This is a genomic window from Microcoleus sp. POL10_C6 (assembly GCF_036701585.1).
Lineage (GTDB): Bacteria > Cyanobacteriota > Cyanobacteriia > Cyanobacteriales > Microcoleaceae > Microcoleus.
Genome location: NZ_JAUBRB010000010.1, coordinates 120,698 through 135,013 on the forward strand (window position 1 = coordinate 120,698; position 14,316 = coordinate 135,013).

Consider the following 14,316-nt stretch of genomic DNA (forward strand, 5'->3'; position numbering starts at 1 on the left):
CGGTAACGCAGGTGTTGGTGTCGGTAACGCAGGTGTTGGTGTCGGTAACGCAGGTGTTGGTGTCGTTAGCGCAGGAGTTGGTGTCGGTAACGCAGGTGTTGGGGTTGGCGCATTGTCGTTATCAGTAATCGCGACGCTAACAGGGGAAATCGTGATGCTGTTATAGTTAGTATCGGTACTGGTAGAAGTATGGTCGATCGCCCCTGCATGATTCCCTTCAACTAAACTGTCGTCAACCGCAGCCACCGGCACAGTTTGAGCGACATTCCAATTAGTAGCGGTAAAAGTAAGTGCAGTAATTGGTTGAACTTGACTATCTGTAGCCAAGTTAATCGTAACAGGTGCGATCGGTTGAGTATTTAACTGAATGCTGTAACTTCCATTTGCACCGCCTTCCGTTGCATTCGTGCTGGTAGGATTAATCGTAATGCCAGGAGTTTCATTATCGCTGTTGCTGGCGCTGACATCATCGGGATTGAGATTGCTGTAATTAGTATCGGTACTGACAGTCGCAGCAGTGACAATATTGTAAGTTTTACTGCCATCAGCAACGCTGTCGTCTACACCTGTCACCGTTACCGTTTGCGGTTGATTCCAGTTCGCAGGCGTGAAAGTTAAACTATTGCTAGAAACTGTTCCTTCAGCGGGATTGGAACTGCTCAAATCAAGGCTAACATTAGCACTGGGTTGACTGTTAAGTTTAACGGTAAATGTAGCACTGTCGCCTGCTTCTGTCGTTACTAATCCGCTGGCAGGATTGACCGTGACTCCGGCAGTGTCATCATTACCGATCGTAGTTGTAGCGGCAGCAGCGGTAATAGTCGGAGTCGGGCCGGGTGCAACCGAATTTGACAGAGTAACAGTAATAGTTTTCTCCGGTTCAATTATGGCATTGCTCAATACATCTAAAGTAATGGTTTTCGATGTTTCGCCCGCCGCAAAATTAACCGTACCAGTAATGCTAGTTCCCCCTGAAGTGCCGCCGATATTGTTGTAATCGCTGCTGTTTGTAGCAGTTCCTCCAATTGCATAATTTACACTGCTGGCAGCATCAATCCCGCCACTGCGAGTCACGATAAAAGTAACGGGAGTAGTGCCGGTGTTGCCTTCGGCGATGCTGGCAGTACCGGCAGCAATGGCGTAATCTATGGCATCATTAGCCGGAATAGTTAGTGTCGCTTGATTTGTTGTACCTGCAATCCCATCAGTAATCGTACCAAAGCTGAATACTGCTGTTTCGGCGTTCTCTGGGATATTGTCAGCTTTGACAGTGACAGCAACATTCTGAGTCAGGGTGTTAGTACCTGCACTGAATGTGAGAGTGGCTGGTGAAAAAGTGTAGTCTGAATTTTGGGTAGCCGTACTGCTGGGGTCGATGACTATTGGTACAACTACATCGCCCAAGGGAGTGCCGCCGCTGATGGTGACTGGAACATTAACTACTGTGTCTGTTGTTCCTTCAGTACCGCTGTAAGTGGCGGCACCGAAATTCACCTCAACGGTGGTATTCAGCAGGATCGAGACATCGTTAGAACCGCTGTTGGCGGTGGCGATATCGGGTTTGTTGTCGGCGTTAAAATCTTTGATGGCGATCGCTTTTGGATTTGTCCCAACTGCGTAGTTAATGGGGTTGCCAAAGGTGCCTTGACCGGTTCCAGTTAGAATAGAAACGTTGTTTGATTGATTGTTAGCCACGGCGATATCGAGTTTGCTGTCGGCGTTTAAGTCGGCAACTGCGATCGATGTCGGACTATCGCCTCCCGCTGCGTAGTTGGTGGCATTGGCAAAGGCACCTTGACCGGTGCCAAGTAGGATGGAAATGTTGTTAGAAACGCTGTTGGTGATGGCAAGATCGAGGATGTTGTCACCGTTAAAGTCTTCTGCGGCAATGGATGTTGGATTAGTCCCAACTGCATAATTTACCGGGATTGAAAATCGGTCTGCACCAGCGCCTCCCGTGTTCAGTAGGATGGAAACGTTGTTAGAACCGCTGCTAGTGATGGCAAGATCGAGGCGGCCATCGCTGTTAAAGTCTCTCGCTGCGATCGCGGTGGGAGTTGTCCCTACCTGAGATATATTTTCCTCCCTAGCAAAACCGTTGCCTTGAGCGTTTTGTAATCCGATGGAAACGCCACCATTAATGTCTGCTACAACTATGTCTGATAAATTGTCTGCGTTAAAATTTCCTACGCCGATCGCACTGGGCGGGTTTGTCCCGGCGCTAAAGCTAGTGGAGTTGCCAAAAGTACCTTGACCAGTACCCGGTAAGATGTAAACGGAACCACTAGGAAATTCTCCACCAGACCAGTTAGTTACGGCTAGGTCTAAGAAATTATCGGTGTTAAAATTACCTGATATGATGGGAGTACGACTGGATTGATTCACGTTGGTGGGAGTGCCAAATCCTCCTTGGCTGTTCCCTATTAATAGGGAAACAGCGGTTCCGCTGCTGATGGCTAAGTCTGGGATATTGTCGTTATTAAAGTTTTCGGCAGTCAGGGATTGGGGATTTGTGCCGGCAGGAAAGTTGGCAGCGTTCTTGAAGGTAGACATGATTAATTTACCTATTAGTTAACAACAGTAATCTTTGATGTTTCGAGTTGTGAAACTGATGCAAATCGCACCTAAGCTGGCATCAGTATCCCGACGATCGCAAGTACAGTCAGGCTGCCTCCCACAGCGATCGTTAGTATATTCCCTGCCGAAAATCGACTGTTAGGATTGTGGTTTCGTGCTGCTACACAGTTCAATTTATTCACCCTCTCTTGAACGGGAAGCAAAGCTATTACAGACAGATTACTCACTAACCCGTATGGGTTTGGCACTCGAAAACACATATTAAGCCCAATCCAAACAATAGTCAGCAAAAATGGACTAAACTTGGGAGAAACACAGTAGGATTTAGCGCAAAATTTAATTTTTTTGAATAAAAAATAGCCAAAAATACCGCTGAAAACTGTTCTCCAAAAGGGGCTAATTTCTCTTCCTGTTGCGGTTTTTAATAGCTGCCAGTTTTTATAAAACCAAAAAATTTCATAGAATCCGAAGGTTACTAGGGACATCACGATCAACTTAAACCGAGAAACAGGAAAAAAGATTGGTTGTGAGTTTTCGTTCATATCAAAAACCTCATGGGTGGATACACTACTACTCGATCGACATTGAACTGAACGCACTTATCAAAGAAACCGGGTTTTTTACTGAACCTGCGGGTGAGTGCGAAATATTGTCGTAAAAAACCCGGTTTCTGGCTACCCGTGCGACCAGGAATTTTTAACTGAAATCGGCGATGCTAATTTGGTTAGCTGTCACGCCATTGAGAGCAGCTAAAAATTCTCCGGTTGCTGACAAACGGATGAAAGTTGCACTGTTTTCTTGAGTAAGTGACAGTTGGGAGAAACTAAGATTGTTGCCTAGAGAAAGCAAATCTTTTCCGTCTTCAAAATCCAAGATAATACCGATACCCGAATTGCTAGAGAGCAAGAAGCGATCGTTGCCATCCCCTCCCGTCAAACTATCATTTCCCAAACCGCCATCCAACAAATCATCACCGTTGCCTCCCAGCAGAATATCGCTGCCATCGCCGCCGTTCAAAATGTCAGCACCGCGATTGCCAAACAAGACATCATCACCGTTACCGCCAAGCATTGTATCGTTAGCCTTGCCGCCGAAAAGAGTGTCATTCCCCACGCCACCGTCGAGGGAATCATTGCCCCTCAGACCCATCAAAACATTATTGCTGCTGTCGCCAGTCAGGATATCGTCGCCGCTGGTACCGAGAATTCGATCGGGAGAATTGCTGCCCAAATCTGCATCGCCGCTGACAACAGGAGTCGCAATCCCAGCAGGTAATATCACAGCTTGAATTTTCGTATCTAAAGCAGCACCAGTATTCTCAGTAACTACCTCGGCAATTGTCTTAGTTCCCGCACCGACTGCTTTGAAGTCTTGAGTTGTTGCGCCCAAACTTACTTGTTGGACGCGGGCTACTGATTCAGGAATTGATGTTCCTGTTGGGTTGGAGACAGCAGAATCAATGCGCTGATTTGCTGTTGCCATTACAGTCGCAGCTTGCGAGGTAATTGAGGTAACTTTTTGACTGTTGAAACCGGGGTCAATCTGCTGAATTTTCGCGGCACTTTGCTGAATGATTGGTTCTAAAGCGAGTGCGTTGCTGAGGTTTAAAACAGTGCCGGATTGAATTTGACTCGTAATTGAACTGACAACAGCTTTGACAATTTCGTTAGTAGCTGCACTGGAAGCACCGTCAATCAAAGCAGCAGTTTGAGTGATGACGTTTTGAACTTTTACCATTGCTGCTAAAGTTGCGACGCCGCCCGGTTCGGTGTCGTTGGTGGCCGCGATCGGATCGAAATCTGCGATCGGAACGTCGGCGGGAATGGCAAGAGCAGATTTGACCAGAGATTCGGCCCGATCGCTCTCAATCCCCTTATCTACTAAGTCCACCATCAGAGTAGTTAACAGCGTGACTACAGTAGCGTCAGCAGGTGCAGTAACAGGCGTTTCTAAAGGCAAACCCGTAGCAGTATCAATTCCGCCAAAAGCTACTAAATTTCCTTCATCTGAATCAATTTCCCCATTGGCGTTTTTGTCGAAAGTCTCGAAGGGGATATCGAGATTAAATAAACCGCTATTGTCAGTATTGGTTGAGGGTTCATTAGCATCAAGAACACCATTTTTATTGGCATCCAAAAATACTTTGGCACCTGCAATGTAATTATCAATCACCCAGCGACCGTTATATTTTGTTATCTTGAAGGTTTGAGAATTGCTTGCACCTGCAGGGTCGGTGGCGATTAACTTAACCTTAAACGGTCTTACAAAACTCAATGGTTTTCCATTAATATTAAACACGGGTGGAGTGCCAGTAAATTTGATGGTGTTCTGGTTAGAGTCGAAAGAGAATCTCAGCCAGCTACTGTTGAAACTGCTGGTTAAAGGACTGCCATCCTCTCGAGTTAATTTGTAAGAGATTAAGTCGCCATCCGGATCGGTGTAGACATTTTGAATGTCTTGATTAAACTCCTTAATGAAATAGTCTAAATGAATCTTTTCTTGTGGCGGACGGTTCTGAACAACACCTCCTCCAGCAATAGCTTCACCCAAAGCCAGCACATCGACGCGCTTGAAATTAAGACCTGTATGTTTAACGTTGTCGTCTTCATCGTCGCCATCGTTGATAGTGACACCGGTTTGTTTTAAAAGATTGGCAAACTCCTTTGGTGTCAGTTTGCGACCTAATTCTTTCTGTGCTAACTGTTGGGCTAATGCTGCAATTCCGGCAATGTGGGCTGTAGCTTGACTGGTACCGTGATAGGTACTTCTCTCGTTTATATCGCCATCTTTGCCAGCCCCGGTGATGGGTGCTCCTGGAGCAAAAACTGTGGTTAATGTCCCGTTACGCTGAGAAAAAGGAGCAATGCGATCAGCAGCAGTGGTATTTGCTGTTACCAATTTCCCAGTCTCACCAGGCTTATTCGCAAAATAATTTCCCAAAGAGAAAGAACCAATGTTGGAATTGTATACCGCGCCAATCGACAGCGAATTCGGATCTGCTGAAGGGTAGTTTACACCTGGAGGCTCATTCCGGTACGGGTAGTAACGGTTGCCTGATGAAGAGACAACAATTATATTTTTCGCCGCTAATGCTGCCAGTTCATCTCCTATACCGTAGAGTGAAGTTTGACTGGTGGGAAAATTTTCACCGCTGCCGAATGCCATACAAACGCTGGCAATGTTGTAAGTATCTGCATTTTGCAATACCCACTGCAAAGCTTGTTCAACATACGGAAACTTATTAATTTCGTCACTAGGCATATTATCCTTATTATCCTTTCTCACTTTGAGACCGATAATATTAGCCCCAGGTGCCATCCCTGTATAGGTTGGGTCTTGGGAAGCAATAATGCTGGCAATGTTCGATCCGTGTCCGTCTTTGTCGCTAGCATCCGCGTCGCCGTCGGCAAAATCGTAGTTATAAACGATGCGATCGCTGATGCCGTTTGAGTCGCTGTCAGGGCCAAAGAATGGGTGGTTTAAGTTGATGCCAGTCTCTAATACCGCTACAGAGAAACCACTGCCGTCAATACCGGAAAAACGTGGTGTGGCGCGGAATTTATCCAAATTTATTTGCGCGCTGGATACACTAGCAGGTTTCTCATGATAGGGGTCGTTGCCGCTGCCGTCAAAACTACCAAAAAAGTCTGCTGGGAGGAAGTTATTAACGAAACTTGAAGCATTACTATTGCCACCAACACCACTAAACAGCACTGAGTCGAGGAAATTGCTATCAATCAGGGAAGTGGATAGATTGTTAGTGACTAGATTGTTGTTGATGCCGCTCAAAATGCTGCTGCTAGGTGAATTTGACTGCGGATTTGTGACGGCAGGGCCTTCATATCCTGTAGTTGTGACACCTGCAAGACGAGGTACAGCGGACAAATTCAAATTGTATTGACTCTCCGCGCTATTAACTGAAGAAACTCGAATGCTGTAAGTGCCGTGTTCCAAAAGGCGGTTAATTAATTTTGAGCCAGCGCCAGAACTTATTGCAGTTGAGATGACATTTCGATCGCTGTCAAGCAATTCAAGATTAATATCTCCCGTGAAGCCGCTGACTGACAAGTTGAAGTCATTGTCAGCACCGATCGTGAATTTGTAGTAATCTGGATCGTTCCTACTTACTGAATCCGGGTAGTTTTTGAGATCGGAACTTGCATTGATTGTACGGGCTGTAGCTGATGTGTTTCCAGCTAAGTCTTGTGCTGGAATATTGCTGTCATTATCGTTATTGGTGACAGCAACATCGGACGCATTTAATCCGTTAAATCTGTTATCCGTACTGACAGCAGGGCTAGTAACAATGGTGTAAGCTTGATCACCGTCAATAGCAAAGTCGTCAACGCCTGTTACCGTTACTGTTTGCGGCTGATTCCAATTAGTAGAGTTGAAGGTAAGCGATTGCGGGGAAACTGTTCCTTCTGCTGTATTGGAACTTGCTAAATCTATTTTCACATCGCCAGTAGGTGGGATGTTTAAGCTGTTTAGTTGAAGGTTAAATGTTGCGGTTTGGCCTGATTCTGTCGTGATTAATCCACTTACAGGATTAACGGTAATTCCAGCAGGTGTTGGGGTTGGTGTTGGGGTTGGTGTTGGGGTTGGTGTTGGAGGTGTTGGGGTGATCGGTGTTGGAGGTGTTGGAGGTGTTGGGGTGATCGGTGTTGGAGGTGTTGGAGGTGTTGGAGGTGTTGGGGTGATCGGTGTTGGGGTTGGCGTTGGGGCAGTGTCGTTGTCAGTAATGGCGACATTAACAGGGGAAATGGTGATGCTGTTATATTTAACATCGCTACTGCTAGCAGTATGCCCGATCGCCCCCGCATGATTTCCTTCCACAGCCACATCGTCTGTAGCCGTTACTGTCACGGATTTGGCAACATTCCAGTTAGTAGCGTCGAAGGTAATTGCACCGATCGCACTTATTTGATTTCCCGCATCAAAACTGATAGTAACTGGTGCAGTTGGCTGCGAATTTAACTTGAGTGTATAACTGCCTGTGGCACCACCTTCTGTAGCAGTTGTGCTCTCCGGTGAAATACTCACACCCGTCGTGTCGTTGTCAGCAATCGTGGCAGTCACGGGAGAAATTGTCAGGTTGTTATACTGAGTGTCTGTACTGACAGACGTATGAGCGATCGTGCCGCTGCGGCTTCCTTGGGCTATGCTGTCATCGATCGCCGTAACAGTGACATTTTGCGCTACATTCCAATTATTCGGCGTGAAAGTGATAGGTGCGATCGCATTAATTTGACTGCCCGTGTCAAAATTAATCGTGACGTTTGCAGTAGGTGCGGTAGTCAGAAGTACGCCGTAGCTATCGGTTGCACCGCCTTCAGCAATAGCTGTCTCGCCTTCTGATTGCACAATAGAAATACCGGGACTGTCGTTATCTGTAATTGATGCCGTCACATTGGGAATGACTTTCGCGTTATAATTCGCGTCGGTACTCGTAACTGTGTGAGCGATCGTGCCGCTGTGGGTTCCTTGTGCTAGATTGTCGTCGAGCGCACTAACCGTGACAGTTTTCGCAACATTCCAGTTAGTGCTATCAAAAGTAATAGGTGTGGCGATCGGATTAAGTTGGTCGCCAGTATTGAAACTGATAGTAACCGGTGCAGTTGGTTGCGAAGTTAGCTGGATTTTGTAACTGCCATTTGCACCGCCTTCTGTAGCAGTTATGTTCGTAGGTGCAATGCTGAAACCAGCCGTGTCGTTATCCGTAATGGCGGCGCTAACAGCCGGAATTGTGATGCTGTTATAGTTAGTATCGGTACTGGTAGCAGTATGGGCTATCGCACCTGCATGATTTCCTTCAACTAAATTGTCGTCAACTGCTTTCACCGCAACAGTTTGATCGACATTCCAATTAGTAGTGGTAAAAGTAAGTGCGGTAATTGGTTGAATTTCACTGCCTGTAGCCAAGTTAATGGTAACAGGTGCGATCGGTTGGGTATTTAATTTAACGGTATAAGTTCCAGTTGCACCGCCTTCCGTCGCAGTCGTGTTAGTGGGAGTAATGCTAACGCCTGCGGTGTCATTATCGGTAATATTAGCATTGACGGTATTGCCAGGAGTGCCATTAACAGTAAAACTGGCAGTAGTCCCGTTATAATTAGTATCGGTACTGATAGCACTGTGAGCGATCGGGCCGCTGTGCGGCGAAGTTTCTGCTAGGCTATCATTAACTGCACTGACTGTCACCGTTTGCGGTAAAAACCAGTTAGTTGGAGTGAAAGTAATGCCAGCAATCGGTTGAATTTGAGTGTCGGTATTAAGTGCGATCGCCACATTTGCAGTAGGCTGATTACTCAACACAACTGTATAAGTATCAGTCGTGCCGCTTTCTGCTACATTAGTGCTGCCGCCCGACTCAACAATCTTTACCTGCGGCCCCCCAGCAATTATTTTAGTAACAAAAACATCAAAGTCACCTCCCCCATTCGCCGCTTGAAAAGGATTTGCTGTTGGTAAATTAGTAGAAGCAGTAGAACCAGCCACATAAACTGCATCAGAACTATTTACCGCAATACCATTACCGTAGTCGTCCCCGCTGCCGCCAAAATAAGTAGAATCAACTAAAGCAGAACCCGATGAATTGATTTTCGTGACAAAAGCATCTTTCCCGCCGCCGCTGACACTTTGAATAGCATTCTTAGTCGGAAAATTAGTCGAAGTCGTATCTCCTGTCACGTAAACATTATTTGCACTGTCTAGAGTAATGCGATGGCCGTTGTCATCTCCGCTGCCGCCCAAATAAGTTGAATAAATCGCATTGTTACCTAGAGGGCCTAACTTGATGACAAAAGCATCATTTGCACCACCTGCATAAGTCGCTTGAACTGCATTTTTAGTCGGAAACTCAGTTGAAGTGGTAATTCCGACAACATAGGCATTTCCAGCACTATCTACAGCGATATCAGCACCTTTATCTTCGCCAAAGCCACCTAAATAAGTGGAATAAGCGCGCGCACCATTCCCGTCAAATTTAGCGACAAAACCATCATAACTACCTGCAAGGGAATTTTGAAAGCCTAAATCTTTCCCCGGCAAGTCAGTCGAATAAGTAATGCCAGTAATGTAGGAATTACCATTATTATCTATGGCAATGGCTTGAGCGTCTTCGCGACCAGAACCGCCGAAATAAGTAGAGTAAACTAAACCACTGCCAGTTGGATTGACTTTAGTAACAAACGCATCAATTCCGCCTCCGTATACAGGTTGGGAGGCATTGGCAGTGGGGAAACCGCCATTTACTACAGGGGGGGAACTGTTGTTGCCACCTGTGAGCCCGGTAACATAAGCATTACCGTTACTGTCTACCGCAATGCCGTTGCCTAGGGCGCCGCTGCTGCTATTGCCTAAAAAGGTAGAATAAACTAACGCATTGCCGGCTGCATTGAGTTTAGTTACCGCAGCAGTGTAATTAGGTGCTGTAGGTTGAAAAGAACCCGGTGTAGTTGGATAACCTGGATCGACTTGTCCGGTTAAATAAGAATTTCCTTGACTGTCTACCGCAATCCCAAAACCGTATTCATTGCCAGCACCGCCCATATAAGTAGAGTAAACTAAGGCCGTTCCTTCGGGGTTAATTTTGGTAACTAAGAAATCAGCTTGAGCCCCTGGCGTAGTTTGAAAAGCACCAGGAGTAGTAGTAAAATTATTAACAGTAGTGCCGATAATATAAGCCGCACCTGTGCTATCTACAGTCATGCGGTTGGCAGAGTCCAAGCCGCTGCCACCTAAGTAAGTCGAGTAAGCTAAAACCGGATCGATAACTAGGGGTTGAGTGGGGTCAAAATATCCCAAACTAAAATTAACTTGACCGTTTCCTAATAAATTGTAAGCGGCAGGAACATTCACCCGCTGTCCGTTGAGATCCTGATAAACTATCGGTGCGTTATCAATTAATTCGCCTAGCGGTGTCTCTAATATTAGTGCTCCATCGTCACGCAACCGGATGTCGTTAACACCAGTATAGTTCATCTTAATTTGACTCGGATCGGCAAAAGGTGCAACTAAAAACTCGCTCTTAAGTTGTCCTTCTGTGCCTTTGAAAACGCGGTCAATTCCTTGATAGACGTTTTGATAAACAACGCCGTTAAAAGTAGGCACATTAGTCTGCCATTGACTAGAATCTTCGCCTAACAGAAAGTTAGCAACTCCCGGTAATTGTTCCAGCCCGGAAATTGTGGGATTCGGGTTGCTGTTGGCTAAGCTGCTGCGGACAATTGAAGAATTTGTGGCTTGGTTCCCCGGTTCATTGGGTTGCTGGAAAGCGACGAAAGAAATTTCGTTTGGACTAAAAAAGATGCTGTGACCGGCACCTTTCACCTGGAATTTCACATTCGGGTCTGTTTGTCCAGCATTTGCAATAAAACTTAAGGGAATTTGACCGTAAGATGCCTGTTGATTTTGAGAGTTCATAGCTGGTACCCCTGGTTTATGTTATGCGACTAAGTATATACAAGTACGAGCTCTGCTGTATAGTAAATTCTTGCGAAAAATTTACGGAAAATACCATTTTCTTGCGAAATTTCTCGGATTGTTGATTAAAAATTGTAACACGGGCTACGGACTCGGTTTTTGTAGTCAATCGACCGCGATTAAAGGCCGGGACGGGTTTACAGGCTTTCTCGTTTCTATTAGAGATATTGGTAAACCCGCCCCTACAGGATTAATATCATGTCCGGTCAAATAGATATAATTCCTGTAGGGGCAGGTTCACCGACAATAATTGCCTAAAACCGACAATCTCATAAACCTGCCCCCACCCAACGACAAATCGCTGTTAAAGTTGAGCGCGATATTTATTAGGAGTCAAACCGACGATTTTGCAGAAAGTCTTGCTAAAGTGACTTTGGTCGTGAAACCCGACTTGCTCCGAGATATATGTTATTGATAAATCTTGCCTTTTTAACAACTGTTTTGCTTTCTCAATCCGGCACTGGGTGACGTATTGATGGGGAGTGACTCCAATTGATTGTTTGAACAAACGACTGAAATAATAAGGACTAATCTGCACTAAGTTAGCCAGTTCAGCTATGTGCAAATCTCGGTTTAGGTAGTCAGTTATGTAGTTAATAACAATCTGCAATTTGACAGGATCGAGACCGCCTTCAAAATCTCGCCTATGCGGTTTTTGTGCACAATAGCGGTGAAGTATGTGCATTGAAAGCGCGTTTTTCAGTGCATCGACATAAAGAGTACCGTTTAATCCACCTGATTCGAGTTCGGTTTTGAGGGCCCAGCCAATGCCGAGAATCAACGGATCGCTGATTTTCCAGTGCGGTATAATTTCAATGAGGTTTGAATTGGTCGATTCGTAAACTGTTTTGTCGAAGTCGGTAGGGTCGATCGCGATCGCTATAAATTCAGGATCTTCGACTGCACCTGACTGGAAATCAGTACCAGCACCACCGATGAAAATTTCTCCTCTTTGCCACGGTTCGCTACCGTAGTGTTTCCCGTTGAGTATTCCGTTTACTGTAACTGAATTGAGTATCAGCCCAATGTTGTGTTGTTGGAAACAGTGTTCGGGAGTTTCGTCTGCTGGCTGACGGTGATATTCGACGTGAATTCCCTCCCATTTTGTGCCGTGACTCGATAGGATTGAGGGACTCGGGAGAATCGATTTCATCGCGTCTGCCTGGGCAAAATCAAGAATTAACTGTTTCTCTGAGGACATAGCTTGCACCTTCGACAGTTGCTATTATTCTATAGGTCTGAAATTCCCGCAGTTATCAAAAGATATCCAGGGCTTACGCGACATATTCTCGGTCTCTTTGTCCAGCATTCGCAATAAAATTTAATGGAATTTGACCCTAGGGCGGTGTAGGGTCGAGTCGGTAATCGGCACTTTCAGAAGCCGTTGCGCCTAAGCTGCTACGCATCTTGCATTGTATTTTTGGGCGGGCGGGACGCCCACCCCACAAGAAACTTGATGTGATTTGATTGTCAAATTTAGATGCGCCTCAGCTTACAATTAATTACGGATAATTATTAACTTTTAGAACGATAAATCTAAAATCTAAAATCTAAAATCTAAAATCAAATGACGCCCACTAAAGTTTCCTACCAGTACAAAAGCACTTTACAGGAAACCCGCAGGCGTCAAAATCAAGCAAACTTAAATCTTAGAAAAGACCCAGTGTGAAAGATTTGTCGATCGGGAAAATAGCACCAATACCCAACCACAGAGTTACAGCAGTTCCCAACAGGAAAACAGTAGTAGCAACAGGGCGGCGGAACGGATTTTGGAACTTGTTAACATTCTCGATGAACGGAATCAAAATCAAGCCAACGGGAACACCGGCCATGCAAGCAATACCCAACAATTTGTTAGGCAAAACGCGCAGGAGTTGGAACACAGGCCACAAATACCATTCCGGCAGAATTTCCAGCGGAGTAGCAAAAGGATTAGCAGGTTCGCCAACCAAAGCCGGGTCTAGTACAGCCAAACCCACGCACAGAGAAATCGTTCCCATGATGACTATAGGGAAAACGTAGAGCAAGTCATTAGGCCAAGCTGGTTCGCCGTAATAGTTGTGACCCATGCCCTTAGCGAGCTTAGCGCGGAGCGCGGGATCGCTCAAATCTGGTTTTTTGATAATAGACATAGTGAGAGTGTTCTCCTTTTAGTTTTACCCGGGCCTGGGATTCCGCTGTATTCGTTAGTTTGAATCAGCGGCGCGATCGCAGGAAGTATTAGCCGTAAATAAATATCATGAGTGATGAATTCTGAATTTTCAACTCACAATTGGGCGGGGGGGCAAAAAAAATACCGCCCCCACAACTCAAAACTTACAACGGGCCAGAGATACCTTGCTTGCGAATCATCAAGAAGTGAGCCAGCATGAAGACTACAATCAGCCAAGGCAACACAAAAGTGTGCAAGCTGTAGTAGCGAGTCAAAGTACCTTGACCGACGCTGACACCGCCACGCAGCAGTTCAACCATCAAAGAACCGACAAACGGGATAGCTTCGGGGACGCCGGAAACGATTTTAACTGCCCAGTAACCGATTTGATCCCAAGGCAGGGAATAGCCTGTCACGCCGAAAGAAACAGTGATGACTGCCAAGATTACTCCTGTCACCCAGGTTAATTCGCGGGGCTTTTTGAAGCCGCCTGTCAGATAAACCCGGAAGATGTGCAAAATCATCATCAGCACCATCATGCTGGCAGACCAGCGGTGAATGGAGCGGATCAGCCAGCCGAAGTTGACTTCAGTCATCAGGTATTGCACTGAAGAAAAAGCTTCTGCTACCGTGGGACGGTAATAGAAAGTCATGGCGAAGCCGGTGGCAAACTGGATCAGAAAGCAAACTAAAGTAATTCCGCCCAAGCAGTAGAAAATATTGACGTGCGGGGGTACATACTTTGTAGTGATGTCATCGGCGAGCGCCTGAATTTCCAGGCGTTCCTCAAACCACTGGTAGGTTTTTGAGTCGGTGATTTGTTTAGAAAACATGGAGCCAGAATTCCTAAAAGAATATTGCTGTGGTTGAGGTTCAGGGCAGCAGCCACAAGGTTTTTTGTCGCCCCGCGCCGAGCAGCTTGCTTTTACTAGCAAATGCCTGAGGCTATTTTTTAAATTTGGAGCTGACGAAAGGAACTCTCTTGTGCGATCGCCTGCAAGCCCTGGGAAACTAAGCGGTGGCTTGTCCCTACTCGCTGGCGTTGCCCGATCGAATTCCAGACTGTGATAAAAAATGTAACATAATTGCCGTGCAATTTTCAC

6 protein-coding genes are annotated in these 14,316 nt (G+C 45.9%); all 6 read right to left on the reverse strand.

Features of this window, described 5'->3' with window-relative positions:
• On the reverse strand, nt 1-2,553 hold a 2,553-nt coding region (locus QUA34_RS08335), incomplete at its 3' end, for an FG-GAP-like repeat-containing protein (protein WP_333385596.1).
• A 71-nt stretch (nt 2,554-2,624) separates the two neighbouring features.
• Nucleotides 2,625-3,119 (reverse strand): hypothetical protein, encoded by a 495-nt coding sequence (locus tag QUA34_RS08340; protein WP_333385599.1) that lies wholly within the window; start codon nt 3,117-3,119, stop codon nt 2,625-2,627.
• A 154-nt stretch (nt 3,120-3,273) separates the two neighbouring features.
• Nucleotides 3,274-11,001, reverse strand: coding sequence for a DUF7948 domain-containing protein (locus QUA34_RS08345; RefSeq protein ID WP_333385602.1), 7,728 nt, complete (start codon nt 10,999-11,001; stop codon nt 3,274-3,276).
• 364 nt (nt 11,002-11,365) lie between these two features.
• Nucleotides 11,366-12,214 carry an AraC family transcriptional regulator gene (locus tag QUA34_RS08350; RefSeq protein ID WP_333385604.1) on the reverse strand — a complete coding sequence of 283 codons (849 nt, stop codon included), beginning with the start codon at nt 12,212-12,214 and terminating at the stop codon, nt 11,366-11,368.
• Nucleotides 12,215-12,710: 496 nt separating this feature from the next.
• The gene (gene petD / locus QUA34_RS08355; RefSeq protein ID WP_333082815.1) at nt 12,711-13,193 is read right to left on the reverse strand and encodes a cytochrome b6-f complex subunit IV; all 483 of its coding nucleotides are present in this window, start codon (nt 13,191-13,193) and stop codon (nt 12,711-12,713) included.
• 184 nt (nt 13,194-13,377) lie between these two features.
• Nucleotides 13,378-14,046 carry a cytochrome b6 gene (petB, locus tag QUA34_RS08360; protein ID WP_015174799.1) on the reverse strand — a complete coding sequence of 223 codons (669 nt, stop codon included), beginning with the start codon at nt 14,044-14,046 and terminating at the stop codon, nt 13,378-13,380.
• Nucleotides 14,047-14,316: the final 270 nt, after the last annotated feature.

Excerpts from the sequence above, each read along its gene's own strand:
- QUA34_RS08340 (WP_333385599.1), bottom strand. The coding sequence starts at position 3,119 with ATGAACGAAAACTCACAACCAATCTTTTTTCCTGTTTCTCGGTTTAAG.
- QUA34_RS08345 (WP_333385602.1), bottom strand. The coding sequence starts at position 11,001 with ATGAACTCTCAAAATCAACAGGCATCTTACGGTCAAATTCCCTTAAGT.
- QUA34_RS08350 (WP_333385604.1), bottom strand. The coding sequence starts at position 12,214 with ATGAAATCGATTCTCCCGAGTCCCTCAATCCTATCGAGTCACGGCACA.
- petD (WP_333082815.1), bottom strand. The coding sequence starts at position 13,193 with ATGTCTATTATCAAAAAACCAGATTTGAGCGATCCCGCGCTCCGCGCT.
- petB (WP_015174799.1), bottom strand. The coding sequence starts at position 14,046 with ATGTTTTCTAAACAAATCACCGACTCAAAAACCTACCAGTGGTTTGAG.